Source organism: Brachybacterium squillarum M-6-3 (assembly GCF_000225825.1).
Taxonomy (GTDB): domain Bacteria; phylum Actinomycetota; class Actinomycetes; order Actinomycetales; family Dermabacteraceae; genus Brachybacterium; species Brachybacterium squillarum.
This window is the reverse complement of sequence record NZ_AGBX01000007.1, coordinates 661,473-684,624: the sequence shown is the minus strand read 5'-3', so window position 1 is coordinate 684,624 and position 23,152 is coordinate 661,473. Positions and strand designations below refer to the sequence as shown.

Annotated in this window: 27 protein-coding genes and 2 tRNA genes; 20 read left to right on the top strand and 9 right to left on the bottom strand. The window is 72.5% G+C overall.

What is annotated here, in order from left to right; all coding sequences use genetic code 11:
• The first annotated feature begins 41 nt into the window (after positions 1-41).
• From clpS to rdgB, 6 genes are all read left to right on the top strand, one after another.
• Complete coding sequence (gene clpS / locus OM98_RS12810; protein ID WP_010535028.1) at positions 42-395, top strand: ATP-dependent Clp protease adapter ClpS; 354 nt, start codon at positions 42-44, stop codon at positions 393-395.
• Positions 395-1,030, top strand: a complete 636-nt coding sequence (locus OM98_RS12805) for a DUF2017 family protein (RefSeq protein ID WP_010535027.1) — start codon at positions 395-397, stop codon at positions 1,028-1,030. The genes clpS and OM98_RS12805 overlap by 1 nt, the downstream gene beginning before the upstream one ends.
• A 93-nt stretch (positions 1,031-1,123) precedes the next feature.
• Positions 1,124-1,957 carry a glutamate racemase gene (gene murI, locus OM98_RS12800; protein WP_010535026.1) on the top strand — a complete coding sequence of 278 codons (834 nt, stop codon included), beginning with the start codon at positions 1,124-1,126 and terminating at the stop codon, positions 1,955-1,957.
• Positions 1,954-2,745 carry an MBL fold metallo-hydrolase gene (locus OM98_RS12795; protein WP_010535025.1) on the top strand — a complete coding sequence of 264 codons (792 nt, stop codon included), beginning with the start codon at positions 1,954-1,956 and terminating at the stop codon, positions 2,743-2,745. The genes murI and OM98_RS12795 overlap by 4 nt, the downstream gene beginning before the upstream one ends.
• 14 nt (positions 2,746-2,759) lie before the next feature.
• The gene (rph, locus tag OM98_RS12790) at positions 2,760-3,509 is read left to right on the top strand and encodes a ribonuclease PH (RefSeq protein WP_010535024.1); all 750 of its coding nucleotides are present in this window, start codon (positions 2,760-2,762) and stop codon (positions 3,507-3,509) included.
• Positions 3,509-4,141, top strand: coding sequence for an RdgB/HAM1 family non-canonical purine NTP pyrophosphatase (gene rdgB / locus OM98_RS12785; protein WP_033195172.1), 633 nt, complete (start codon positions 3,509-3,511; stop codon positions 4,139-4,141). Before rph ends, rdgB begins: the two co-directional genes overlap by 1 nt.
• A gap of 37 nt (positions 4,142-4,178) precedes the next feature.
• On the opposite strand, the gene OM98_RS12780 is transcribed toward rdgB, so the two are convergent.
• The 3 genes from OM98_RS12780 to OM98_RS12770 all read right to left on the bottom strand — a co-directional run bounded on the left by OM98_RS12780 (position 4,179) and on the right by OM98_RS12770 (position 5,859).
• A complete protein-coding gene (locus tag OM98_RS12780; RefSeq protein ID WP_010535022.1) occupies positions 4,179-4,715 on the bottom strand; it encodes an NUDIX hydrolase family protein in 537 nt (178 codons plus the stop codon).
• Between the two features lie 49 nt (positions 4,716-4,764).
• Positions 4,765-5,415, bottom strand: coding sequence for a histidine phosphatase family protein (locus OM98_RS12775; RefSeq protein ID WP_010535021.1), 651 nt, complete (start codon positions 5,413-5,415; stop codon positions 4,765-4,767).
• A 362-nt stretch (positions 5,416-5,777) separates the two neighbouring features.
• A tRNA-Leu gene (locus OM98_RS12770) sits at positions 5,778-5,859 on the bottom strand.
• A gap of 103 nt (positions 5,860-5,962) precedes the next feature.
• Here OM98_RS12770 and OM98_RS12765 point away from each other — a divergent pair.
• Both OM98_RS12765 and OM98_RS12760 read left to right on the top strand, forming a co-directional pair.
• Positions 5,963-6,718, top strand: a complete 756-nt coding sequence (locus OM98_RS12765) for an SDR family oxidoreductase (RefSeq protein ID WP_010535020.1) — start codon at positions 5,963-5,965, stop codon at positions 6,716-6,718.
• A gap of 55 nt (positions 6,719-6,773) precedes the next feature.
• Positions 6,774-7,307, top strand: a complete 534-nt coding sequence (locus tag OM98_RS12760) for a hypothetical protein (RefSeq protein ID WP_010535019.1) — start codon at positions 6,774-6,776, stop codon at positions 7,305-7,307.
• 7 nt (positions 7,308-7,314) lie between these two features.
• On the opposite strand, the gene OM98_RS12755 is transcribed toward OM98_RS12760, so the two are convergent.
• Entirely contained in the window at positions 7,315-7,779 is a 465-nt protein-coding gene (locus tag OM98_RS12755; protein ID WP_010535018.1) for a YchJ family protein, read from the bottom strand.
• Between the two features lie 43 nt (positions 7,780-7,822).
• On the opposite strand from OM98_RS12755, the gene OM98_RS12750 reads away from it, so the two are divergent.
• Positions 7,823-8,272 (top strand): GNAT family N-acetyltransferase, encoded by a 450-nt coding sequence (locus OM98_RS12750; RefSeq protein WP_010535017.1) that lies wholly within the window; start codon positions 7,823-7,825, stop codon positions 8,270-8,272.
• A 34-nt stretch (positions 8,273-8,306) separates the two neighbouring features.
• The gene (locus tag OM98_RS12745) at positions 8,307-8,891 is read left to right on the top strand and encodes a sugar O-acetyltransferase (protein WP_010535016.1); all 585 of its coding nucleotides are present in this window, start codon (positions 8,307-8,309) and stop codon (positions 8,889-8,891) included.
• A gap of 21 nt (positions 8,892-8,912) precedes the next feature.
• Here OM98_RS12745 and OM98_RS12740 read toward each other — a convergent pair whose 3' ends face one another.
• Entirely contained in the window at positions 8,913-9,809 is an 897-nt protein-coding gene (locus OM98_RS12740; RefSeq protein ID WP_010535015.1) for an NAD-dependent epimerase/dehydratase family protein, read from the bottom strand.
• A 237-nt stretch (positions 9,810-10,046) separates the two neighbouring features.
• Between OM98_RS12740 and OM98_RS12735 the strand changes: the two genes are divergently transcribed.
• The 8 genes from OM98_RS12735 to OM98_RS14885 all read left to right on the top strand — a co-directional run bounded on the left by OM98_RS12735 (position 10,047) and on the right by OM98_RS14885 (position 17,708).
• A tRNA-Lys gene (locus tag OM98_RS12735) sits at positions 10,047-10,120 on the top strand.
• 82 nt (positions 10,121-10,202) lie between these two features.
• Complete coding sequence (locus OM98_RS12730) at positions 10,203-10,670, top strand: SRPBCC family protein (protein ID WP_010535014.1); 468 nt, start codon at positions 10,203-10,205, stop codon at positions 10,668-10,670.
• 110 nt (positions 10,671-10,780) lie between these two features.
• Positions 10,781-11,665 carry a DUF368 domain-containing protein gene (locus OM98_RS12725; RefSeq protein WP_010535013.1) on the top strand — a complete coding sequence of 295 codons (885 nt, stop codon included), beginning with the start codon at positions 10,781-10,783 and terminating at the stop codon, positions 11,663-11,665.
• On the top strand, positions 11,662-13,191 hold the full coding sequence (locus OM98_RS12720) for a DHA2 family efflux MFS transporter permease subunit (RefSeq protein WP_010535012.1): 1,530 nt from the start codon (positions 11,662-11,664) through the stop codon (positions 13,189-13,191). The genes OM98_RS12725 and OM98_RS12720 overlap by 4 nt, the downstream gene beginning before the upstream one ends.
• Positions 13,192-13,304: 113 nt before the next feature.
• Complete coding sequence (locus OM98_RS12715; RefSeq protein WP_010535011.1) at positions 13,305-14,561, top strand: Na/Pi symporter; 1,257 nt, start codon at positions 13,305-13,307, stop codon at positions 14,559-14,561.
• Positions 14,562-14,572: 11 nt separating this feature from the next.
• Positions 14,573-14,905, top strand: coding sequence for a hypothetical protein (locus OM98_RS12710; protein ID WP_010535010.1), 333 nt, complete (start codon positions 14,573-14,575; stop codon positions 14,903-14,905).
• A 46-nt stretch (positions 14,906-14,951) separates the two neighbouring features.
• A complete protein-coding gene (locus tag OM98_RS12705) occupies positions 14,952-16,007 on the top strand; it encodes a restriction endonuclease (RefSeq protein WP_010535009.1) in 1,056 nt (351 codons plus the stop codon).
• A 117-nt stretch (positions 16,008-16,124) separates the two neighbouring features.
• Positions 16,125-17,708, top strand: a complete 1,584-nt coding sequence (locus OM98_RS14885) for an HNH endonuclease signature motif containing protein (protein ID WP_010535008.1) — start codon at positions 16,125-16,127, stop codon at positions 17,706-17,708.
• A gap of 91 nt (positions 17,709-17,799) precedes the next feature.
• Here the strand turns inward: OM98_RS14885 and OM98_RS12695 are convergent, their stop codons facing one another.
• A complete protein-coding gene (locus OM98_RS12695) occupies positions 17,800-18,912 on the bottom strand; it encodes a YibE/F family protein (RefSeq protein WP_010535007.1) in 1,113 nt (370 codons plus the stop codon).
• A gap of 54 nt (positions 18,913-18,966) precedes the next feature.
• Complete coding sequence (locus OM98_RS12690; protein ID WP_010535006.1) at positions 18,967-19,752, bottom strand: NAD-dependent epimerase/dehydratase family protein; 786 nt, start codon at positions 19,750-19,752, stop codon at positions 18,967-18,969.
• A gap of 166 nt (positions 19,753-19,918) precedes the next feature.
• Between OM98_RS12690 and OM98_RS12685 the strand changes: the two genes are divergently transcribed.
• Complete coding sequence (locus OM98_RS12685) at positions 19,919-21,019, top strand: NADH:flavin oxidoreductase/NADH oxidase (RefSeq protein WP_010535005.1); 1,101 nt, start codon at positions 19,919-19,921, stop codon at positions 21,017-21,019.
• On the opposite strand, the gene OM98_RS12680 is transcribed toward OM98_RS12685, so the two are convergent.
• Positions 21,001-21,654: a Pr6Pr family membrane protein gene (locus OM98_RS12680; protein ID WP_010535004.1), complete on the bottom strand. Its 654-nt coding sequence runs from the start codon at positions 21,652-21,654 to the stop codon at positions 21,001-21,003. The two genes, OM98_RS12685 and OM98_RS12680, sit on opposite strands and share 19 nt — an antisense overlap.
• Complete coding sequence (locus OM98_RS12675) at positions 21,651-22,415, bottom strand: GTP pyrophosphokinase (RefSeq protein ID WP_010535003.1); 765 nt, start codon at positions 22,413-22,415, stop codon at positions 21,651-21,653. Before OM98_RS12675 ends, OM98_RS12680 begins: the two co-directional genes overlap by 4 nt.
• A 151-nt stretch (positions 22,416-22,566) precedes the next feature.
• On the opposite strand from OM98_RS12675, the gene OM98_RS12670 reads away from it, so the two are divergent.
• The gene (locus OM98_RS12670; protein WP_010535002.1) at positions 22,567-23,151 is read left to right on the top strand and encodes a DapH/DapD/GlmU-related protein; all 585 of its coding nucleotides are present in this window, start codon (positions 22,567-22,569) and stop codon (positions 23,149-23,151) included.
• Position 23,152: the final 1 nt, after the last annotated feature.

Genomic DNA, 23,152 nt, shown 5'->3' with positions numbered 1-23,152 from the left:
CGCACCCGCCGCGGGGCGAGCCGTAGCGGAGGGAGATGACGATGAGCCCCTGGCTGACGACCCCCGCGATGTCGCGCTCCGCCTCCGCCTCCGCGTCCTCCGCCTCTCCGGGCGCCGTGGACCTCGCCGCCGCGCAGGACGAGGCCCGCGCCGTCGACGGCCCCTGGTGCACCGTGGTCTGGAACGACCCGGTGAACCTCATGACCTACGTCGTCTTCGTCTTCCGCCGCCACTTCGGCTACTCCCGCCCCCGCGCCGAGCAGCTCATGCGGCAGGTGCACGAGGAGGGTCGGGCGATCGTCTCCCGCGGCTCCCGCGAGCGGGTCGAGCGGGACGTCCAGGCGATGCACACCTACGGCCTGCGGGCCACCTTCGAGAAGACCGGGCAGGACTGATGGCACACGCGTTCCGCCGCCGCGGCGACGGCCTGCTGGCCTGCCGTCTGGACGGCGAGGAGAAGGCGATCATCGCGCAGGTCGCGCAGGAGACCGCCGACCTGATCCGCACCGACCTCGGGGTCGAGGCCGGGACCGGGGCGATCCGTCGCGCCGCCGACAGCGAGGACCCGCTGCAGCGCCTCGAGGCCGAGTTCGCCGGGCGCAGTGCCCGCGAGCCCTCCGACTCCGCCGTGAGCCGGCTGTTCCCCGCCGCCGCCGAGGACGCCGCCAGTGCGGATGAGTACCGGCGGCTCGGCCAGCAGGACCTCGCCGAGGCGAAGCTCGCCGACCTGCACCGGGTGGTGGAGGTGCTCGACGGTGCCGGTCCCGGCCACGGCGAGGTGCAGGTCGACGAGGACGACGCCGTGACCATGCTGCGCGCCCTGAACGACGTGCGGATCGTGCTCGCCGACCGGCTCGGCGTGCAGCGCGACGGCGACTTCGACACCGTGCGGATGATGCAGCAGATCGGCGAGCAGGTGGAGGGCGCCGACGGCGGCGAGGACGAGGAGCACGTCGGCTCCGACGTGGTGATCGCCGTCTACGAGCTGCTGAGCTGGCTGCAGGAGAGCCTGCTGCGCTCGATGGACTGAGGCGCCCCGGGACCTCCGGCCCGGGCTGTGAGCCTCGCCCCACTGAGCGTGCCGTCACTGACCGGCGGCAAGGATCCCCTTAGCGTGGGGAGAATGAACAGTGAGGTGGGGACGAGCGACGCGCCGATCGGGATCTTCGACTCCGGGGTCGGAGGTCTGACCGTCGCCCGCGCCATCCTCGACCAGCTCCCGCAGGAGGAGCTGGTGTACATCGGGGACACCGCCCACACCCCCTACGGCCCCCGGCCCATCGCCGAGGTCCGCTCCTTGGCCCTGGACATCATGGACAGCCTGGTCGAGCGCGGGGTGAAGATGCTCGTCATCGCCTGCAACACCGCCAGCTCCGCGGTGCTGCGCGACGCCCGCGAGCGATACGACGTGCCCGTCGTCGAGGTGATCCAGCCGGCCGTGCGCCGCGCGGTGGCCGCCACCCGCAACGGCCGCATCGGCGTGATCGGCACCCGCGCCACCGTCTCCTCCCGCGCCTACGAGGACGCCTTCGCCGCGGCCCCCGCGCTCGAGGTCACCTCCGCCGCCTGCCCCCGCTTCGTCGAGTTCGTCGAGCGCGGCGAGACCCACGGCGGGGAGATCATCGAGGTCGCCGAGGAGTACCTGGCGCCCGTGAAGGAGGCCGGGGTGGACACCCTGGTGCTCGGCTGCACCCACTACCCGATGCTCGCCGGCCCCCTCAGCGTGGTGATGGGTCCTGAGGTCACCCTCGTATCCTCCGCCGAGGAGACCGCGCTGGACGTGTACCGCCAGCTCCGCGCCGGCGGCATCGAGCGCACCGACCCGCGTCCCCCCGGGCACGTCTTCGCGGAGACGGCCCCGGCGGACGGCACCCCCTCGATGTTCGCCCGCCTCTCGCGGCGCTTCCTCGGCCCGGCCGTCACCATGACGGCGACCCTGCCGGTGGTGGTCCCGTGAGGGTCCACGTCGTCGGCTGCTGCGGCAGCTTCGCCGGCCCCACCGGCGCCGCCTCCAGCTACCTGATCGAGCAGACGGACGCCGCGGGGCGCACCTGGCGGGTGCTGATGGACCTCGGCTCCGGCGCCTTCGGGCCGCTGCAGGGCCTCATCGACCCCACCGAGCTGGACGCGGTGGTGATCTCGCACCTGCACCCCGACCACTTCCTGGACATGACGGGGCTCGAGGTCTTCTGGGCCTATCACGAGCGCGACGACCTGCCGCAGCTGCCCGTGTACGGCCCGGCCGAGCTGCCGCAGCGCCTGGCCGCCGTGCTCTGCCGCGAGGGCGCCGTGCCCGACGGCGTGGACACGGTTCCCTTCGCCTACGACGCCCTCACCGAGGGCACCATCTTCACCGTCGGCCCGCTGAGCTTCGAGGCCCGCGCCGTCGTCCACCCCGTCGAGGCCTACGCCTTCCGCATCACCAGCGGCGAGGAGGTGCTGGTCTACTCGGGCGACACCGACGCCTGCGAGGCCCTGGACGAGCTCGCCGTCGGCGCCGACCTGTTCCTCTGCGAGGCCGGTTACATCGAGGGCCGTGACGACCATTTCGCCGGCGTGCACCTCACCGGCCGGCGGGCGGGGCAGAGCGCCGCCCGTGCCGGGGCCAAGCAGCTCGCCCTCACCCACATCCCCGCCTGGACCGATCCGGCCATCCCGCTGGCCGAGGCCCGCGCGGTGCACGAGGGGCCGATCCGGCTGGTCGCGCCGATGGATATCCTCGAGGTGTCCCAGCACCGAGATTGAGGAGGATCCGCTCGATGAGCGCGACCCCGACCACCCCCGCCGGCGACCGCGTGGACGGCCGCACCCCCGATCAGCTGCGCGAGGTGCGCATCCAGCGCGGCTGGCTCGACCACGCGGAGGGCAGCGCCCTGATCGAGTTCGGCCGCACCCGCGTGCTGTGCGCCGCCTCCTTCACCGAGGGCGTGCCGCGGTGGAAGAAGGGCTCCGGCTCCGGCTGGGTCACCGCCGAGTACGCGATGCTGCCGCGCGCCACCGACTCCCGCTCCCAGCGCGAGAGCGTGAAGGGCAAGATCGGCGGCCGCACCCATGAGATCTCCCGCCTGATCGGCCGCTCCCTGCGCGCGATCATCGACCTCGAGGCGCTGGGGGAGAACACCATCCAGCTGGACTGCGACGTGCTGCAGGCCGATGGCGGCACTCGCACCGCCGCCATCACCGGCGCCTACGTGGCCCTCGCCGACGCGATCTCCTGGGGCAAGCGCCACGCCTCGATCCCCGTCACCCGCGAGGTGCTCACCGACTCCGTGAGCGCCATCAGCGTCGGCATCGTCGACGGCCGCCCGCTGCTGGACCTCGAGTACCGCGAGGACGTGACGGCCGAGACCGACATGAACGTCGTGGTCACCGGCTCCGGCAGCTTCGTGGAGGTGCAGGGCACCGCCGAGGGCGCCCCCTTCGACCGCACCGAGCTGGGCGCCCTGCTGGACCTCGCCGAGGGCGGCTGCGCCTCCCTCGCGCAGATCCAGCGCGACGTGCTCGCCTGATGGCGCCGAGCGATCTCCCCGCGGGAGCCCGGGTGGTCCTGGCCTCCCACAACGCCGGCAAACTGCGGGAGCTGCAGCGCATCCTCGCCGCCGCCGTGCCGGGACTGGCCGAGGAGGCCGTCGTCTCCTCCGCGGGGATCGACCTGCCCGACGTGGTGGAGGACCAGGTCACCTTCGAGGGCAACGCCCTGCTGAAGGCCCGCGCGGCCGCCGCGGCCACCGGCCTGCCCGCCGTCGCGGACGACTCCGGCCTGGCCGTGGACGTGCTCGGCGGGGCCCCCGGCATCCTCTCGGCCCGCTGGAGCGGCCGCCACGGGGACGACGCCGCGAACAACGCGCTGCTGCTGGCCCAGCTCGCCGACATCCCGGAGCGGCACCGCGGGGCGCGCTTCGTCTGCGCCGCCGCCTGGGCCACCCCGGACGGCCAGGAGATCGTGGAGCGCGGGGAGATGCCGGGCCGGCTGCTCACCGCCCCGCGAGGCGAGGGCGGCTTCGGCTACGACCCGCTGTTCCTGCCGGACGGCGAGTCCCGCACCTCCGCGGAGCTCGACCCGGCCGAGAAGGACGCCATCTCCCACCGGGGGAGGGCCTTCCGGGCGCTCGCGACGCGGGTCGCCCCGCTGCTGGCCTGAGTCGACCGTCGGGCCGGCGCGCCCCTCGCCCCGTCGGTCAGACCAGACCGGCGTGGGCGAGGGCGCGGCGCACAATGATGTCGTGCCCGCCCTCCATCTCCTCCAGGATCGAGGAGTCCAGCACCTCCGCCACCGGCAGCCAGGCCAGCTCCAGGGCGTCCTCCTGCGGCTCGGCCTGCCCGTCCACCGGCACCAGGTAGGCCAGGGAGATGGCGTGCTGACGGGGGTCGGTGAACAGCGACTGGCCCGGGGTGGGGAAGTACTCGGCCACCGTGAACGGCACCGGCGAGGCGGGGATCCTCGGCATCGACATCGGGCCGAGGTCCTTCTCGATGTTCCGGGTGATGGCCTCGCGCAGGGTCTCGTGCACCATCACCCGGCCGGAGATGATCGTGCGCACGATGCGGCCGGTGCCGGAAGCGCGCAGCAGCAGCCCCACCTCGCTCACGGTCCCGTCGACGTCGGTGCGCACCGGCACCACGTCCACGTAGGGGATCGGAAGCCGGCGGCGCAGCTCGGCGATCCTTTCCGGGTCGAACCAGGCTCCCTCGGCGTCGACGGCGGTGTGGTTCACGGATGCTCCTTCGGGTCGGCGGGGACGGCGCGGGCGGCGGCGGTCGTGGTCAGTCGCGGCCGGCGGTGAGGTCGTGCGGGGCCAGGTGGTGGGACTCCAGGTCGAAGCGCGGGGTGCGCACCCGGGGGACCTCCCGCGAGGGCAGGTCGACCTCCTCGCCGGCGACCATGGCCACGGTCCAGGTGTCGTCCTCGGCCTCGATCTGCGACAGGGTGCCTTTGGGGATCGAGGGCAGGTGCTGTCCGGTCACGCCCGAGAGCAGCAGCCGGATCAGGGTGCCGTGGGCGACGACCAGCACGTCCTGCCCGGGGCGGTTGTCGGCCAGGTCGTCGATGGCGGCCGCGGCGCGGTCGGCGACGTCCTGCAGCTCTTCGCGGCCGGGGAAGCTGCGCCCGGGGTAGCGCTCCTCCATCTCGGCGACCGGCTGGCCCTCGGCGACGCCCCAGTCGATCTCGACCAGTCGCGGGTCGGTGCCCGCGAAGTCCAGGCCATGATCGGCGGCGATGATCCGGCCGGTCTCCTCGGCGCGTCGCAGCGGGGAGGTGACCACCGCGTCCCAGGCGATCGCGGGCACGTGGTCCAGCGCGTGGTGCGCCTGCTCCCGGCCGGTGTCGTTCAGCGGCATGTCGCTCGACCCCTGGAACAGGCCGCGCAGGTTGTAGTCGGTCTGGCCGTGCCGGACGAGGCCGATGCGGGTCATGCGGAGTGTGCTCCTGATCGCGCGGGGAGGACCGTCGGGACACGGCCCCGATCAGCGTACATCGGGGCGTTCCGCGCCGCCGAGACGGTGCTGCGGGGCGAGCTGCGTGGGTCAGGACCGGACGAGGGCGAGGAGCAGTCGATCAGCGGCCCACATCGCCACCCCGCAGGCCGCGACCGTCACGGCGCCCGTGAGTGCCAGCCCGAGGCCGACCCCGAGGAACAGCACGGCCTCGAGGCAGAGCGTGACCGGCGGCGGCAGGTGCACGGCGGCCTACGGGGAGAGGAACAGCCCCCTCGCCGTCCTGCCGGTCTCCGGCATGCTGCCGTCTCCTCGTCCGGGGCGGTCCTCGTCCTCGGGAGTGCGCGAGAGGGGACTTGAACCCCTACGCCCGAAGGCACTGGAACCTAAATCCAGCGCGTCTGCCGATTCCGCCACTCGCGCGTCGCCCCAGCCTAGCCCGAGTGGAGGGGGTGGACCGGTAGGCTCCTGACGTCACGAAACGCGCATCCCGCCGCGCGTCCCCGAGCCATCCAGGAGCATCCCCATGAGCGCCCTCGCAGGCAAGACCGCCGTCGTCACCGGCTCCTCCCGAGGCGTCGGCGCCTCCACCGCGAAGCTGCTGGCCGAGCAGGGCGCGAACGTCGTCGTGAACTACCGCCAGAAGGCCCCCCGCGCGAACAAGGTCGTCGCCGAGATCGAGGCCGCCGGCGGGAAGGCCGTCGCCGTCGGCGCCGACCTCACTGATGCCGAGGGCGTGCGCACCCTGATGCGGACCGCCGTGGACACCTTCGGCTCCCTGGACCTGCTGGTGCTGAACGCCTCCGGCGGCATGGAGACCTCGATGGGGGAGGACTACGCGCTGCGCCTGAACCGCGACGCCCAGTCCGATGCGCTCTCCGCGGGCCTCGAGCACCTCTCCGAGGGCGGCCGCGTGGTCTTCGTGACCAGCCACCAGGCCCACTTCATCCACGAGGTGGAGACCATGCCCGAGTACGAGGCCGTCGCCCGCTCCAAGCGCGCCGGCGAGGACGCGCTGACCGCGCGGATCCCCGAGCTGAGCGAGAAGGGCGTCTCCTTCGTCGTCGTCTCCGGCGACATGATCGAGGGCACCGTCACCGCCACCCTGCTCAACCGCGCCCAGCCCGGGGCGCTCGAGGCCCGCCGCGAGGCGGCCGGTCGGCTCTACTCCGTCGACGAGTTCGCCGCCGAGGTCGCCCGCATGGCCTCGGCCGATGTCCCCACCGGGCACGTCGAACTGGTCGGCGGCGCCGAGGACTTCCTGGCCTCGGCCCAGGGCTGAGCCCCGCTCACGCTACGATCGACCCTGATCTACACGACGACCCCTGGAGGCAGTGGTGGCCAAGAAGGAGAGCCTCGACGACATGCGCGACGAGGCGTACCGCCGGCAGGACAACCTGGCCGCGGACATCGACGAGCTGGTGGACCGCGTCAACCCGAAGAACGCGGTGCTGCGCTGGAAGAACGAGCTGGTCGAGTCCGTGAAGGGTTTTACCGACGCCGCTGACGAGAAGTCCCCCGTGTCGCTGCCCGTGGCGATCGCGGGCGGCGTCATCGGCCTCGCCGTGATCGGCGGCGGCATCGCCGGGGTGGTCGCCCTGTCCCGGCACCGGGCCGCGCAGCGCACCCCCTCGGCCCGCCTCGAGCGCGCCATCAAGGAGGCCGGGAAGAACACAGACAAGGCGATCGCCGACGTCCGCAAGAGCGTCGAGCAGAACCGCGAGCAGGCCGGGAAGAAGGCCGCCAAGACCCGCAAGCAGGCCGGCAAGAAGGTCGACAATGCGCGCGACGAGGCCGGCAAGAGCCTTCAGGAGGCCCGCAAGCAGGCCAACAAGAAGGTTGCCGAGACCATCGAGGCCGTCCGCGGCTGACCCCCGCTCAGCGAGGCCCCGTGCCCGGTCGTCCCTCGCGGCGGCCGGGCACGTCCGTGAGCTCCCCGGCCACGTACTGCCAGGCGCCGTCCACCTTGGTGAAGGTGGAGCGCTCGCGCAGCTCCCGCCGCCCCTCGGGGGTGCGGCAGATCGCCGTGAACTCCACGACGCCCTCGACGTCGAAGGGGCCCCCACCTTCGGTGGCGCGGATCTCCAGCCGCAGCCAGCGCATCTCCTCGGCCAGCGAGGCCGTCAGCTCGTCGTAGGAGGGGCTGGTGCGGGGTAGCCAGGAGCGCAGCAGGTGATCCGCGTCCTGCGTCGCGTAGGCGGTGTATCGCGAGCGCATCAGCGCCTCGGCGGTGGAGGCGCGGCGCTCGCCGCGCAGCAGCGGCCCGCAGCAGGAGCCGAAGGTGTCGCCGCTGCCGCAGGGGCAGCGGTCCGTGTCCGCGGGGTGCCGGGGCTCGATGCGCATCCCCCGAGTATCGGCCATCGGTCCGGGATGGCACGATCGGGGCATGCCGGAGATGGAGCACACCGCCCCCGAGTCTCGCCCACTGCCCGCGGGCTACCGCCTCGTCGCGGAGCCGCCGGGCGTCGAGGAGTACGTGGCGCTGCGCCGCGATGCCGGCCTCAGCCCCCGCACCCCGGTCCAGGCCGTCGGTGCGATCGAGCGCAGCTGGGCCTGGACCATCGTGCGCGGGCCGGAGGGGCAGCTGGCCGCAATGGGCCGCGTGATCGGCGACGGCAGCTGGTACTTCCACCTCGCCGACGTCGCCACCGACCCCGCCCACCAGCGCCGCGGCCTCGGCCGCGCCGTGATGGAGGACCTGCTGGCCCGCATCGAGGACGCCGCCGAGCCGGACCCGTACATCACCCTGCTCGCCGACCCGCCCGGGCAGCGGCTCTACCGCTCCCTCGGCTTCGTGGACACCGCCCCGACCCTGGGCATGCGTCTGGATCGTTGAGAGCCGCCCCGGCGCCGCGCTCTACCCTGAAGCCATGAAGCCCTTCGAGATCGACGAGCACGACCCCCGCCCCGCGATGGAGCGCATGCAGGCGGGGGACTGGTACATCGCCGACGACCCCGCCATCCAGCAGGCCTTCCGGCACGGCCTGGAGACCGTCGCCCGCTTCAACGCGGCCTACCCCACCGACCCGGACGGCTCCCAGGAGATCCTGCGCGGCCTGTTCGCCGAGCTGGGGGAGGGGGCGCACGTGCGCGGGCCCTTGCAGGTGGACTACGGCACCCAGATCTCCATCGGCCCGGGAACCTTCGTGAACTACCACCTCACCGCGCTGGACGTGGTGGAGGTGCGCATCGGCGCCGGCTGCCAGTTCGGCCCGAACATCCAGCTGCTCACCCCGATCCACCCGCTCGAGGCGGAGCCCCGCCGCGCCGGCTGGGAGGCCGCCGAGCCCATCGTGGTCGGCGACAACGTGTGGGTGGGCGGCGGCGCCATCATCGCCGGCGGCGTCACCATCGGGGACGACTCCGTGATCGGCGCCGGGGCCGTGGTCACGCGGGACATCCCGGCGAACTCGCTGGCCGTCGGCAGCCCCGCGAAGGTCATCCGACAGCTCTGAGCCCGGACGTCCGGGCGGGCGTCAGCGGCGGGACCAGCCCGGGGTGGAGGGGCCCGTCTGCGGCCACCACCCGGTCTCGTTCATGAACCGCACCGAGGAGACCCGCAGCGAGCGACGCTGCACGTCCAGGCGGGTGCCCACGAGGGACTGCGCGATCTCCGGATAGAACTTCGCCGGGCTCTTCGCGCCCGCCTCGGTGGCGAGGTCCTTCGCCCAGCGCTTGCGGGGGATCGGCTCCCCGCCCACGTTGTAGAACCCGCTGTCCGCCCGCAGGGCCGCCACGAAGGCGCGGCCCGCGTCCTTGTGGTGCAGCAGGGTGATGTAGCCGTCCGGGGAGCCCAGCAGGATCTGGTCGCCCTCGCGGACGGCCTTGAGGGCATGGGTGGTCTGCGGGTCGCGGCCGAAGAGCTGACCGAGACGCAGCACCACGGCGCTGCGGCCGGAGCCGGCGAAGTCCACGGCGGCGCGCATCTCCCGCACCCGGGCGCGGAAAGCCTGGTTGCGCACCGACAGCGGCATGTCCTCGCTGATCCACTCGGAGCCGTTGTCCGGGTACATGAAGACCGTGGACTCCTGGATCAGCTTGTGCACGCCCGCCTGCGCGGCGGCCTGCGCGATCGCGACCGAGGCCTCGCCGTGCAGCTTGTCGTCCTCGCGCCAGGCCAGGGGGCGCAGCCCGGCCATGCCGACCGGCACGTGGGCCAGGGTGTTGATGACGACCTCGTGGCCGCGGAAGACGCGCGCCAGGTCCGAGGCGTCGAAGACATTCGCGACGACCCCGCGGCCGCCCCGGCCCTCCACGATCGGGATGCCCGAGTCGCGGCGCGTGACGCCGCTGACGTCGTGGCCGGCGGCGACGAGCGCCTCCACGGCCTCCTGTCCGAGCACCCCGGTCGCGCCGGTGACGGCGATCCTCACGCTGGCCTCCTCCGCGAAGTCGACGGGGGCCGCCCGCGCGGGCGGCCCTGCGAAGGATGAGTCTAGGGGATCGGTGCTGGGCAGGAGGTGGGACCTCGCGAGCGACCGGTGTGCGGGACGGACCGGGATGACCACCGATGACGCACAGATGACCCGACGGTCACCTGTTCCCTCCCTCACAGAGCGGCCTCCCAGCTTGGCGGAGGCCCCGGTCGGCGGTAGTGTTTCCGGCTGTTGGCGCCATTAGCTCAGTTGGTTAGAGCAGCTGACTCTTAATCAGCGGGTCCGGGGTTCGAGTCCCTGATGGCGCACCCGAGAACGAAGCCCCACCGGGAATCCCGGTGGGGCTTCGTCGTGTCCGGAATATTCGGGCCCCCGCGCCACCCTGGGCGCATGAGGCCCCTCACCGGACAGGTCGAGCTCTGGCTGGATGCGACGCCGGAGCAGGTCTGGGACCTGCTCAGCGACGTGACCCGAATCGGCGAGTTCAGTCCCGAGACCTTCGAGGCCCGCTGGACGGGCGGATCGACCGGGCCAGAGGTGGGTGCCCGCTTCGATGGGCACGTGAAGCGCAACGGCGTCGGACCGACCTACTGGGGCGTCTGCACGGTGACCGCCTGCGAACCCGGCCGACTGTTCGAGTTCAGCGTCGGCCAGAAGGACCTCGTCATGAACAACTGGGGGTACAGCCTCGCCGAGCGGGACGGGGGCACCCTGGTCACCGAGTACTACCGCCTCGAGCCGCTGCTGTTCATGCGTCTGTACTGGAGGGTCCTCGGCGGACCCCGCGGGCGCACCGACGAGCGGGGCATGCGCATCACCCTGGAGCGCATGAAGGCGGTCCTCGAGGCCCGACGGTGACGAGGGCGTAGCCCCGCGGACCGGGCTGCCGACCGTGCCGCCTGTGCAACCGCCCACCGCGACGCGCGGCGACGGGTCCGGACACGTGCGCCCCTGGCATCATCGGGGCCATGGACTGGGTGAAGAACTTCCTGCGCGGCGGCGCCATCGGGACCTCCGAGGCGCTGCCGGGCATCAGCGGCGGCACCGTCGCCCTCATCGTCGGCCTCTACGCGGACCTCATCGGCGGGGCCGGCCACGTGCTCGGCGCCGTCCGGCACCTGGTCACCGACGTGCCCCGCGGCCGCGGCACCGCCGCCGCCCGGGCCAGGCTGGCGGAGGCCAACTGGCGGGTGCTGATCCCGGCGCTGCTGGGCATGCCGGTCTGCCTGATCGCGACCGTGCTGGTGGTCGAGCCGCTGATCCACTCCCACACCCAGTTGGTCTACGCCCTGTTCTTCGGTCTGGTGCTGGGCAGTCTGCCCATCCCGTACCGCAGCTCCGGCTCTCCCTGGCGGCCCGTGCACTACCTGCTGGGCCTCGCCGTCGCCGCGATCGCCTTCGTCGTCGTCGGCCTGCCGCAGGTGCAGCTCACGCCCTACCCGTGGGTGATCTTCCTGGGCGCCGCCGTCGCCGTCTGCGCGCTCGTGCTGCCGGGCCTGTCCGGCTCCTTCATCCTGCTCACCCTCGGGCTGTACGAGCCGGTGCTGAGCGCCGTGCGCAACGTCGAGCTCGGCTACATCGCCCTGTTCGCCCTCGGCGCCGTCGTCGGCCTGGGCACCTTCGTGCAGGTCCTGCAGTACCTGCTCTCCCACCACCAGCACCTGACCCTGGTGGTGCTCACCGGGCTTATGGCCGGCTCCCTGCGGGCCCTGTGGCCCTGGGGCGCGACCGCCACCGAGAACGGTGACGGCACCGCGATCTGGGCGCTGCTGCTGGCGATGGTCGTCGGCTTCGGCATCGTCTCCGCCATCATCTGGCGCGGGGAGCACACGGACGTGCACGCCACCCGATGAGGGACCCCCGCCTGGACCGGCCCTGGCCGGCGCTGTGGTCGATCGTGCTGGGGTTCTTCATGATCCTGGTGGACACCACGATCGTCACCGTCGCGATCCCCCGGATGCAGGCGGACCTCGACGCGGACCTCACCGCCCTGCTGTGGGTGACCAGCGCCTACCTGCTGGCCTACGCGGTGCCGCTGCTGATCACCGGGCGCCTCGGCGACCGGCTCGGCATGAAGACGATGTACATGGCGGGGCTGGTGGTCTTCACCGTCTCCAGCCTCTGGTGCGGGCTGTCCGGGAGCGTCGAGATGCTGATCCTCGCCCGGGTGGTGCAGGGCCTCGGCGCCGGGATGATGACCCCGCAGACGATGTCGATGATCACCCGCCTGTTCGCCCCGCAGCAGCGCGGCCAGGCGATGGCCCTGTGGGGCGCCACCGCGGGGGTCGCGAGCCTGGTCGGTCCGCTGCTGGGCGGGCTGTTGGTCGACGGCCCCGGCTGGCCCTGGATCTTCTTCGTGAACGTCCCCGTCGGCCTGCTGGCCCTGGGCCTCGCCTGGCGGAACGTGCCGCGCTTCGAGCGTCGCGCCCACTCCTTCGACTGGCTCGGGGTGGCGCTCTCCGCGATCGGCCTGTTCCTGCTGGTCTTCGGCATCCAGGAGGGCGACACCTACGCCTGGGGCACCATCACCGACTCCCTCGTGGTCGCCGGGGTCGACACCCACCTGCCCGTCACCGTGCCCGGGCTGATTCTCGCGGGAGCCGTGGTGATGGTGGCCTTCGTGATCTGGCAGGCGGTGAACCCGCGCGAGCCGCTGGTGCCGCTGGCGCTGTTCCGCGACCGCAACTTCTCCGTCGCCGCCGTCGCGATCGCGATGATGGGCGCCACCGTCGTCTCCCTGGCCGTGCCCATCACCCTGTACTTCCAGCAGGTGCTCGGCATGAGCCCCACCCAGGCCGCGCTGATGACGGTGCCCATGGCGCTGGTCTCCGGCGGCCTCTCCCCGCTGGTGGGGCGCTGGATGACCCGCGTGAACCCGCGCGTCCTGGTCATCGGCGGCTTCGCCTCCCTCGCGCTCGGGCTGTTCTCGCTCTCGCGGATCATGACGCCCGAGGCACCGATCTGGCTGCTCCTGCTGCCCTTCGTGCTGGTCGGTCTCGGCAACGCGCTGATCTGGGGTCCGCTCTCGCTGACCGCCACCCGCAACCTCGCCCCCTCCCGGGCGGGCGCCGGCTCCGGGGTCTACAACGAGACCCGGCAGGTCGGCTCCGTGCTCGGCTCCGCCGCGATCGCCGGGCTGATGAGCGAGCGCATCGTCGCCCGGATGACCGCCGAGCTGGGGGAGTCCGCGAGCAGCTCCGGGGCGGGGGCCTCCGCGCAGTCCAGCACCGCGGACCTGCCCGCAGCCCTGCAGGCCCCCTTCGCCGCCGCCATGTCCGATGCCCTGCTGCTGCCCGCGGGCCTCGCCCTGATCGGCCTGGTGGCGGCGTTGTGCATCGGCCGCCCCGTCGACTCCGGCGCCTGGGAGCGCGACGCCTGAATCCCTCTGCGAGCGGTATCACAGAGCTCGTTCACCCGTCGTTCACCCGGCGTCACCGTGGATGCCACATCTCCCCGGTGGAATGTCCGTATGGCGATGACAGGAGACCTCCGGTGACCGCGCAGCTGAACCGTCCCGAGGAGCCCATGGCTCCCGCCGCGACCGTCCCCGGGCGGACCGCGCCGCAGACCGCGGCCACCCCGACCGAGCAGAAGGTGCTCAGCGGCCCCTTCGACCGCTGGGTGCCCGAGGGCCCCGCCCGCTCGATCGTCAACTGGCTGGGCGTCGCCCTCTCGGTGTACGTGCTGATCTCCGCCGTCGGCGTGATCGGCGACGGCTTCCAGGCGGCAACCGCCGGGCGCGCGGAGGAGCTGTTCTCCTTCGCCTCCAACCCGATCGTGGCGCTCATGGTCGGCGTGCTCGCCACCGCCGCCACCCAGTCCTCCTCCACCACCACCTCCATCACGGTGGGCCTCGCCGCCGGCGGCCTGCCGCTGGAGATCGCGATCCCCATCATCATGGGCGCGAACATCGGCACCACGCTCACCAACACCCTCGTCAGCGTCGGCATGGTGCGGAACAAGGAGGACTTCCGCCGGGCCTTCGCCGCCGCCACGGTGCACGACTTCTTCAACCTCATCGCCGTCGCGATCCTGCTGCCGCTGGAGCTCGCGACCGGCTACCTCGCCACTCTCTCCGGATTCCTGGCCGACGCCCTGACCGGCGTGGGCGGCGTGGACACCGACAGCGTCGACGTGGTCGGCGCCGCCACCGCGCCGCTCGCCGACGCGACCTCCTGGGCCACCGGCGCGATCCCCGCGCCCTTCGGCGGCCTGCTGATGATCGCCCTCGGCATCACCCTGATCCTGGTGTCCATCACCTTCCTCGGCCGCATCCTCAAGGTGCTCATGGTCGGCAAGGCCAAGCAGGTGCTGCACCGCTCCATCGGCCGCGGCCCGATCTCCGGCATCGCCTCCGGCACCGTCATCACCGCGATCGTGCAGTCCTCCTCGACCGCCACCTCGCTGATGATCCCCCTGGCCGGCTCCGGCACCTTCACCCTGCGCCAGGTGTACCCCTACACGATCGGCGCGAACATCGGCACCACCGCCACCGCGCTGCTCGCCGCCCTCGGCCTCAGCGGCGGCAACGCCGAGGTCGGCCTGCAGGTCGCCCTCGTGCACCTGCTGTTCAACCTCTCCGCCACCGTCATCATCTTCGGCCTGCCCTTCCTGCGGCCGGTGCCGGTGATCGCCGCGCAGTGGCTCGCCAACCGCTCCGCCGAGCACAAGATCTTCGCGGCCCTGTGGGTGCTGGGCGTCTTCGCCGTCCTGCCGGGCCTGCTCATCCTGGGCACCACGATCCTGTGAGGGAGCCGATGATGACCTCCACCGAGCACACCCCGAGCCCTGATACCGACGAGAGCGCCCTGCCGCCCCTTTCCGAGGCCGATCTCCCGCGCAGCGAGGAGGAGATCGATGCGGCCCTGGTGCGGCTGATCGCCGAGACCGAGGCCACCGTCACCCGGCTGCAGACCGAGCTCGCCGAGCGCCGCGCCCAGCAGGCCCAGCACGAGGAGATCGAGCGCCTCGAGCACCACCTGGCCGAGGCCACCGTGAACTGGACCAAGGTGCGGGAGTTCTTCGAGGAGGCGCTGCGGGAGCTCACGGGGTCGCGGGCGCGTGAGGAGAACGCGGACCCCGAGGCCGAGTAAGCGGACTCCCGCCCCTGGTCGGCTGCGGGACTCATAGGATCCCGCCATGACCGAATCAGGGCCTGAACCTGCCATCTGGGGCATCCACAACGACACCCTGACCTCGGAGCTCGTCGACGGGAGCTTCATCAGCCTCGGCTGGGACGAACTCGGCGACCTGGACCGGATCCCGGAAGGCCGGGACGGGCTGAAGGCGGTTCTCGCGGAGGCACGGCCAGAGGACTCGACCAACTCCATCGCCGGGCAGGCAGGGGTCCTGTTCCGCTTCCGCAGTGTCATGCGGGTGGGCGACGTGGTCGTGGCCCCCTACAAACCCGACAGCACCGTGAACATCGGCGTGATCACCGGTGACTACTACTACGACGGCGCGGCCGATCAGCACCGGCATCGCCGCCCGGTGCGGTGGGAGAAGATCGGCCTGTCCCGGACGGTGTTCACCCAGCCGGCGCTGTACGAGCTCGGTGCCTTCATCACCGTCTTCCGGATCCGTCGTCATGCCGCGGAATTCCTCGCGGCCCTGCGGACCCCGGAGCAGGACGTCGAGAAGGTGACCGTCGTCGTCGAGGATGCCGTCCCGGCGTCGCCGGACGCTGACGTCGACGAGACCGTCGACGAGCCCCGGGCCTCGCGGATCGAACGACACACCCGGGACTTCATCCTCGAGGTCCTGCACACGGGGATCTCCCACCAGGCCTTCGAGGAGTTCACGGCCGCGCTGCTGCAGTCGGTCGGGTATCAGGCGCGTGTCACCCGGTACTCACAGGACGGCGACGTCGACGTCCTCGCCCATCGCGATCAGCTGGGTATCGAGCCCCCGCTCATCAAAGTGCAGTGCAAGCACACGACCGCGACCATCGGTGCCCCCGCCGTTCATCAGCTGGTCCGCACGCAAGGGACCGACGAGCTCTCGATCTTCGTCACCCTCGGCACCTACAGCCGCGATGCGATCGCGATCGAGCGCCAGCGCTCCGGGATCCGACTGCTCGCGGGTGAGGACGTCGTCTCCCTCGTCGTCGACAACTACTCCCGCCTGCCCGAGCGCTGGCGGTCCTTGATCCCGCTGACCCCGGTCCTGGCGGTCTCCGACTCCGCGAGCGGCTGACCTCGGGTCGATCTCGGTCCTCGCCGGATCGCACCCTCGTTCGTCACACCCCCTTCCTAGACTCGGACATATCGACACGACACCTGGTCGGTCCGGTCATCGGGAGGAGGTGAGGACATGGGCGACGGAGAACTGTTCCTGCCGCTGGACCTGGCGGCGCCCGGCGACCTCCCAGCGCCGATCCCTGGTCCAGTCGTCGCGGCTCTCTCTTCGCGGTTCGTCCCGCCGGCTGCGCCCGTTGATGAATCCCCGCTCCGTCAGGTCCTGGACGACCTGCGCGAGCGCACCGCCCAGGCATCCCGCGAGCACGCCGCCCTGCTGCGGAAGGTGCTCGCGGTGCTCCGACACTGCGAGGACGCCTCCACCGATCCCCCGGTGGCCACCGAGGAGGCCGAGTCCCCGGCACACGAGGACGCCCAGTACGTGCTCGCCCAGGCCCTCCACGCCACCATCGGATACGCCGCCCACCTGCTGGCCGAGGCCCGGACCGCCACCGAGCGCTTCCCCCGCACCTTCGCCCTGCTCGAGACCGGCCGCCTGCCGGTGCGCTGGCACCAACGACTGCTGCGCGTCAGCGTCGGGATGGGGGAGGCCTCCCTCGCCGCCCTCGACGCCCTGGTCTCGCGCTGGGATGTGCCCGGGATGGGGGAGACCCGCTTCCGGCGACGCCTGAGCCTCGAGGTCCGTCGGCTGCGCGACCGTGAGCGCACCGAGGATCCCGAGCCGCCCCTGCCGGAGCGCAGTGTCCACACCGAGACCCCGGACCAGGAGGACGGCACCGCCTGTCTCGTCGTCCGCGGCCCGGCCCCGGAGATCCTGGCCCTCGGCCACCGCCTCGACGCGGTCGCACGGGCCGTGCGCACCGCCCAAGGCCACGCCCTCGCGCAGTCGGAGGATGCCGCGATCCCCTTCGACGACGGCAGCGTCGGCGAGACCGGCGCGCCGCTGTCCCTCGCCCGGCTGCGCTACGAGGTCCTCACCCGGTCGATGCTGGTCACCGACGGCGTCGAGGTCCCCGAGGAGCGCTTCCGGATGACGGTCACCGTGCCGGTGACGACGCTTCTCGGCGTCGGGGATGAGCCCGGCCTGCTGGACGGGCGTGTGCCCCTGCCGGCAGCGATGGCCCGGCAGCTCGCCGCCGGGGAGGACGCCTGGTACCGCGTGCTCACCGACCCGGTGCACGGCACCTTCCTGCCCGTGCCTGCCGACCGCTACCGTCCCACCCCGGCCATGCTCGAGCACCTGCGCCTGCGAGACGCCGTGTGTGCGGTCCCTGAGTGCGGGCGGCCAGTCCGGCACGGCACCGAAGCCGATCACATCGAGGAGTTCGACCACCGCGATCCCGACCGGGGTGGACGCACCGAGGTCGAGAACCTGCACCTGCTCTGCCGGCGTCACCATCAGCGCAAGACCGAGGGGGCGCTCGACCCGCGACGAGTTCCCGCGCCCGCCGCCTCGGGGAGACCGCCCGATGACCGGGCCTCGCACCCGCCCGGCCGGACCACCTGGACCCGGGGCCTGGGCGACGATCTCGACCCCGTCACCCACGTGGACGAGACGGACCTGATGACGCCGCATGCCATACAGCAGCTCCATCGGGCGTGGGACCTGCACCTCGACATGCTCGAGCGCCGACGCGTCGCCGCGGAGGAGAAGGCATCGGGCTCGGTCCGCCCCGACTGGGGGCCGCCGCCGTTCTGAACAGGCAGCGCCGAGGTACTGAATGGAGCCCGGGCACCACCACCGCCCTGCACGTTCCGCCCGAGTTTCCTCGTCGAACTCCGGCTCCTCCTCAGACCCGCGCTCGGCGTCCCCGGAGTGGGGGAGCGGCGTCCCCGTCCTCGATGGCGTCGGAGGGTGTGCCGCTGGCCAGCCAGGCGGCGATCGCGGTGGTCAGCGGGATCGCCAGCACCAGCCCGATGGAGGCCACCAGGGTGCGGAACACCTCCGCGGCGATCTCCCCGGCGGTGAGGGTGATGGTCAGGCTCCGCTCGATCGTGGAGGCGAACAGCAGCGTCGGCAGCGCGGAGCCGATGTAGGCGCAGGCCAGGGTGTAGACGGTCGGGGCGATGTGGTCGCGGCCGATGCGCATCGCCGAGCGGAACACCTGCCTCTGCGACGCCTGCGGCATCGCCGCCCGCAGCTCCCACGCGGCCGAGGCCTGCGTGATCGTCACGTCGTTCAGCGCCCCCAGCACCGTCACCAGCACGCCGCCCACGGTGCCGAGCACGGCGGTGGTGGTGCGCACCGGGATCCCGTGCGCGAAGTACCCGCGGGGGAAGATCATCGCCGCCCCCGCTACGAGCGCCACCTGCACCGGCGGCTGCCCGGTCACGATCGCCGGCAGCAGGAACCACACCACGATCGCCACGCCCGCCGCGAGACCGAGCACCGCCCGCAGCCCGGCCCCGCGGGCCACCACCGCCACCAGCAGCAGCTGGATCACGAACAGCACCACCAGCGGCACAGACCGCGCGTGATCGAAGGAGTAGCAGACGGCCGACCCACCTTCGGCGGGCTCCGCGCCCTCCTGGGCCACCGAGAGCACCCGCAGGTCATCGCCCACATGCACCGAGCCCACCAGCTCGGGCGTGATCTCCACCAGGATCTGCTCCCCGGCGGTCGCCTCCGAGGTGCCGATCGCGGAGACCTGCACGGAGACCGCGGGGTCCGGGGCCGCAGGCACCTCGGTGACGGTCGCGACCTGCACCTCCACCCCCGGGGCGAGCAAGGCGGTGCGCTCCGGGGCGTCCTCGGCGGACGGCCAGAGCCGGATCATGCCGATCACCGTCGCCAGCAGCTGCGCCAGCGTCAGAGCGACCAGCAGTCGCACGGCGCGCGGCGAGGCCGGCGCCGGGGCGCCCGACCCGTGATGATGGTGCAGGTGGGGCGGGACGGACTCCATCCTCCCAGGACAAGGGCGTGGCCCGCGGCAACTGCCCTCAGATCGGGCCGGTGCTCAGGAACCCAGCGGCCAGTTGTCCCGCACCTGGACGCCGCCCTCGACCACGTGCTCCTCGGCGCCTGGCAGCCGGGTCCAGGAATCACGCGGCCGATAGCCCAGCTCCAGCGTCGTGTTGGTCAGCGACCAGCGCCGGTTCGGGTTGTCGGAGATCGCGTAGAACAGGCCGAAGGTGGTCTCCGCCTCGATGGCGCAGCGCACCACCTGCACGCAGTCCCCGGGGCTCAGCCACATCGCCCGCAGCACGTCCTCCTCGGTGGACAGCGGGTCCTCGCTCATCCAGCCGATGCGCAGCGCCAGGAAGTCCAGGCCGTACTCGTCGTGGTAGTAGCGGCCGATGGTCTCGCCGAAGGCCTTGGACACCCCGTACAGCGAGTCCCCGCGCGGCAGGTCGGCCGGGTAGACGGGCCACTGCTCGTAACGGTCGTACATGCCCATCGCGTGGTTCGAGGAGGCGTAGACGACGCGCCGCACCCCGGCGTCGCGCGCCGCCTCCAGCACGTTGCGGGTGCCGATGATGTTGGCCGTCAGCACGTCGTCCCAGCCGGACTCGGGGGAGGCCGCACCGGCCAGGTGCACGATGGTGTCCACCCCGTCCATCAGGGCGCGCACCTCGTCGTAGTCGGAGAGGTCGGCCGTGTGCAGGGAGTTCTCCTGCTCGGGCGTGCGCGGGGTGCGGCCGTGCTGGATCAGCTCGTACTCCTCGCCCAGGCCGCGGACCAGCTGCAGGCCCACGCCGCCCGTGGCGCCGGTGATCAGGACTCGTCGTCGATCGGTGCTCATGGCCCGATCATCCGCGACACCGCGCGCGCCCGGCAAGCCGCCGCCCGCCGCGGACCCGACGTGAGCCAGTCGACCCCGCGGCTCCGGAATAGCGGGCGGGGGTGCGCGGGTTGCCGGAAGACCGGCCTCACGAGCCCGTGACCGGACCCGACGTGGAGGAGTTCCCGTGTCCCATCTGCTGTTCGAGCCCATCACCCTGCGCGATCTGACCGTGCGCAACCGGGTCTGGGTGCCGCCGATGTGCCAGTACTCCGTGCACGAGCGCGACGGCAAGGTGACCCCCTGGCACCTCATGCACTACGGCTCCTTCGCCCGCGGCGGCGCGGGTGCCGTGATCGTCGAGGCCACCGGCGTGGTGCCCGAGGGGCGCATCTCCGCGCAGGACCTCGGCCTGTGGAACGACGAGCAGCGCGACGCCCTCGTCGAGGTGGTCGAGCTGATCCACTCGCTCGGCGCGGCCGCCGGCATCCAGCTCGCCCACGCCGGCCGCAAGGCCTCCACCCATCCCGAGTGGGGCACCGACACCCCCGGTGTCTCCCTCACCGCCGAGGAGGGCGGCTGGGAGACCGTCGCTCCCTCCGCGATCCCCTTCGGCGAGCTCGCCACCCCGCGGGCGCTCGACGCCGAGGGCATCGCCGCCGTCATCGAGGCCTTCGCTGCGGCCGCCCGCCGCGCCGTCGAGGCCGGCATGGACATGATCGAGATCCACGCCGCCCACGGCTACCTGCTGCACGAGTTCCTCTCCCCGCTCAGCAACCACCGCGAGGACGGCTACGGCGGCGATCTGGCCGGCCGCGCCCGCCTGCTGTTCGAGGTGGTCGACGCGGTCCGCGCCGTGATCCCCGCGGGTATGCCGCTGCTGGTGCGCCTGTCCGGCACCGAATGGATCGAGGACGGCTTCGACGTGGAGCAGGCCGCCGAGGTCACCTCCTGGCTCGCCGCGCACGGCGTGGACATGGTCGACGTGTCCTCCGCCGGGAACACCCCGGGCGCCGACATCCCCGTCGGCCCCGGCTACCAGACGCCGCTCGCCGCCCGGATCCGCGAGGTCAGCGGCCTGCCCGCCTCCACCGTCGGCATGATCGACGACCCGCTGCAGGCCGAGCACGTGCTCGCCACCGACCAGGCCGACGTGGTGCGCGTGGGCCGGGCCTTCCTGCGCGACCCGCACTGGGCGCTGCACGCGGCCCTCGAGCTCGGCGCACCCGCCGAGGAGATCCCGCCGCAGTACGTGCGGGCCTTCCGCCGTCAGCTCGCGGGGCGCTGAGCCGCCGCCCGCGACGACGCCCCGCCCCGCGAGGCGGACGCCCCGCCCCGGGAGGAGACGCGGCGGCCGCCCACCAGGTGCAGCACCAGGGCGACCACGGCGAAGGCGGCCACCACGCCGCCCATCGTCACCGCGAACTCCTCGCGGGGCGCGAGCGTCGGATCCAGGAAGGCGTAGGGGTACCAGCCGGTCTCGGTACCCCGCCACCAGGTCAGCGCCACGTAGAGCGCCGGCCACAGCAGCCACGCGGCCGCCTGCCGCAGCCGACCGCGACGGGCGACGGGGGAGATGATCCAGTCCAGCAGCGCCACCACCGGCACCACCCGGTGCAGCACGATGCCCTGCCAGCCGATGTCCCAACGCAGCAGCTCCTCCGGCGGCGCGATGACCAGCGCGTAGATCAGCCCCGTCATCACGAGCGCCAGGGTGACGCCGCCGCGGAGGGCATCCCACCAGGGCGGGCGGCGCGTCGAGACGGAACCGGCGAGCGCCAGCAGCACGAAGCCCAGGTTCGAGAGGTTCGTGAAGTAGGAGAGGTTCTGCGCCAGCAGGCCCTCCTGCCAGGCGGCCAGCGCGTTGCTCACCAGGGCGGCGAGGGCCGTGAGCGCGGCCAGCCCCCGCAGCGCACGCATCATGCCGGCGGGTCCTGCACGGCGTCGGGTGCATGGAAGAACAGGCCGCTGCCGGTGCCCGGCGCGGGGGAGGGCCGGATCTCGGTGCGCAGGTTCTCCATCCGCGCGTCCAGCTCGCGGGCCACCCGGGCGGCGTCGTCCAGCTCGGCGCGCAGGTGCTCCGGCAAGTTCTTCTCGTACTTGTAGGAGAGCTTGTGCTCCACCGACGCCCAGAAGTCCATCGCGATAGAGCGGATCTGCAGCTCCACCGGCACCAGCTCGGTGTGCGTGGACAGGAACACGGGCACCTTCACGATGAGGTGCAGGGAGCGGTAGCCGTTCGGCTTCGGGTGCGCGATGTAGTCCTTGACCTGCAGCACCTCGATGTCCTGCTGCGCGGCGAGCATGTCCGCCACCCAGTAGGCGTCCGAGGGGAAGCTGCAGGTGATGCGGATCCCCGCGATGTCGTGGATGCGCTCCCGGATCGCCGCGACCGTCATCTCCCCGCCGGTGCGCAGCGCCTTCTCCACCAGCGACTCCACCGACTTCAGCCGGGTGCGCACGTGCTCGATGGGGCTGTAGTCGTGGACCTGCTCGAACTCCTTGCGCAGGATCGTCACCTTCGTCAGCACCTCCTCGATGCCGAACTCGTAGTGCATCCGCAGCGCCTGGAACTCCTCGTGCACCTGCCGCAGCTGGAGGGCGACCTGCTCGGGGTCCTCGATGCCGGCCAGCAGGTGCCGCTGCCGGACGGTGATCGCGTCCGGGGTGCTCGGCTCCGACATGGGATCCCTCTCGACGGCGGGCGGTGACGGGTGCATCCTGCCAGCAGCGGCTGGGGGCCGGGTGGACGGACCGGGGCCTGTGGATCGGGCCCTGTTGGATCGGGGCCTGCGGATCGGGACGTGTGGACGGCGCGCGGGGGATGATGGACCCATGACGACGACGCCCGATGCCCCGACCCTCGCCGCCCTGCTGGCCGTGCTCGACGCCGGGGAGCGGGTGCCCGGCGGCTCTCGCTTCCACGGCGTCATGCACGCCACCAGCCAGGAGGCGCTGCGCGTCACCGGCGAGCTGAATGCCGGCTACCACGAGCCCGTCGAGGTGCGGGCGCTGCTCTCCCGCCTCACCGGCGCGCCCGTCGCGGACTCGGTGACGGTGTTTCCGCCGCTCACCTCCGACTTCGGGAAGAACCTGCACCTGGGGGAGCGGGTGTTCATCAACGCCGGCTGCCGCTTCCAGGACCAGGGTGGCATCACCATCGGCGACGACTGCCTGATCGGGCACAACACGGTGATGGCGAGCCTGAACCACGACCTCGACCCCGATCACCGCGGCGACCTGCTGCCCGCCCCGATCGTGCTGGGCCGGAACGTCTGGGTGGGCGCCGGGGCGACGATCCTCGCCGGGGTCACCATCGGCGACGACGCCGTGGTCGCCGCCGGGGCCGTGGTCACCAAGGACGTCCCCGCCCGCACCGTCGTCGTCGGCTCCCCGGCGCGCGTGGTCAAGGAGCTCTGAG

Bases quoted from the DNA above. Each gene is read 5' to 3' on its own strand.
- OM98_RS12675 (WP_010535003.1), bottom strand. From the start codon at position 22,415: ATGTCGGAGCCGAGCACCCCGGACGCGATCACCGTCCGGCAGCGGCAC.
- OM98_RS12725 (WP_010535013.1), top strand. From the start codon at position 10,781: ATGGACTGGGTGAAGAACTTCCTGCGCGGCGGCGCCATCGGGACCTCC.
- OM98_RS12805 (WP_010535027.1), top strand. From the start codon at position 395: ATGGCACACGCGTTCCGCCGCCGCGGCGACGGCCTGCTGGCCTGCCGT.
- clpS (WP_010535028.1), top strand. From the start codon at position 42: ATGAGCCCCTGGCTGACGACCCCCGCGATGTCGCGCTCCGCCTCCGCC.
- OM98_RS12680 (WP_010535004.1), bottom strand. From the start codon at position 21,654: ATGATGCGTGCGCTGCGGGGGCTGGCCGCGCTCACGGCCCTCGCCGCC.
- OM98_RS12670 (WP_010535002.1), top strand. From the start codon at position 22,567: ATGACGACGACGCCCGATGCCCCGACCCTCGCCGCCCTGCTGGCCGTG.
- OM98_RS12750 (WP_010535017.1), top strand. From the start codon at position 7,823: ATGCCGGAGATGGAGCACACCGCCCCCGAGTCTCGCCCACTGCCCGCG.
- murI (WP_010535026.1), top strand. From the start codon at position 1,124: ATGAACAGTGAGGTGGGGACGAGCGACGCGCCGATCGGGATCTTCGAC.
- OM98_RS12730 (WP_010535014.1), top strand. From the start codon at position 10,203: ATGAGGCCCCTCACCGGACAGGTCGAGCTCTGGCTGGATGCGACGCCG.
- OM98_RS12690 (WP_010535006.1), bottom strand. From the start codon at position 19,752: ATGAGCACCGATCGACGACGAGTCCTGATCACCGGCGCCACGGGCGGC.
- OM98_RS14885 (WP_010535008.1), top strand. From the start codon at position 16,125: ATGGGCGACGGAGAACTGTTCCTGCCGCTGGACCTGGCGGCGCCCGGC.
- OM98_RS12695 (WP_010535007.1), bottom strand. From the start codon at position 18,912: ATGGAGTCCGTCCCGCCCCACCTGCACCATCATCACGGGTCGGGCGCC.
- OM98_RS12705 (WP_010535009.1), top strand. From the start codon at position 14,952: ATGACCGAATCAGGGCCTGAACCTGCCATCTGGGGCATCCACAACGAC.
- OM98_RS12720 (WP_010535012.1), top strand. From the start codon at position 11,662: ATGAGGGACCCCCGCCTGGACCGGCCCTGGCCGGCGCTGTGGTCGATC.
- rdgB (WP_033195172.1), top strand. From the start codon at position 3,509: ATGGCGCCGAGCGATCTCCCCGCGGGAGCCCGGGTGGTCCTGGCCTCC.
- OM98_RS12755 (WP_010535018.1), bottom strand. From the start codon at position 7,779: ATGCGCATCGAGCCCCGGCACCCCGCGGACACGGACCGCTGCCCCTGC.
- OM98_RS12775 (WP_010535021.1), bottom strand. From the start codon at position 5,415: ATGACCCGCATCGGCCTCGTCCGGCACGGCCAGACCGACTACAACCTG.
- OM98_RS12745 (WP_010535016.1), top strand. From the start codon at position 8,307: ATGAAGCCCTTCGAGATCGACGAGCACGACCCCCGCCCCGCGATGGAG.
- OM98_RS12710 (WP_010535010.1), top strand. From the start codon at position 14,573: ATGACCTCCACCGAGCACACCCCGAGCCCTGATACCGACGAGAGCGCC.
- rph (WP_010535024.1), top strand. From the start codon at position 2,760: ATGAGCGCGACCCCGACCACCCCCGCCGGCGACCGCGTGGACGGCCGC.
- OM98_RS12765 (WP_010535020.1), top strand. From the start codon at position 5,963: ATGAGCGCCCTCGCAGGCAAGACCGCCGTCGTCACCGGCTCCTCCCGA.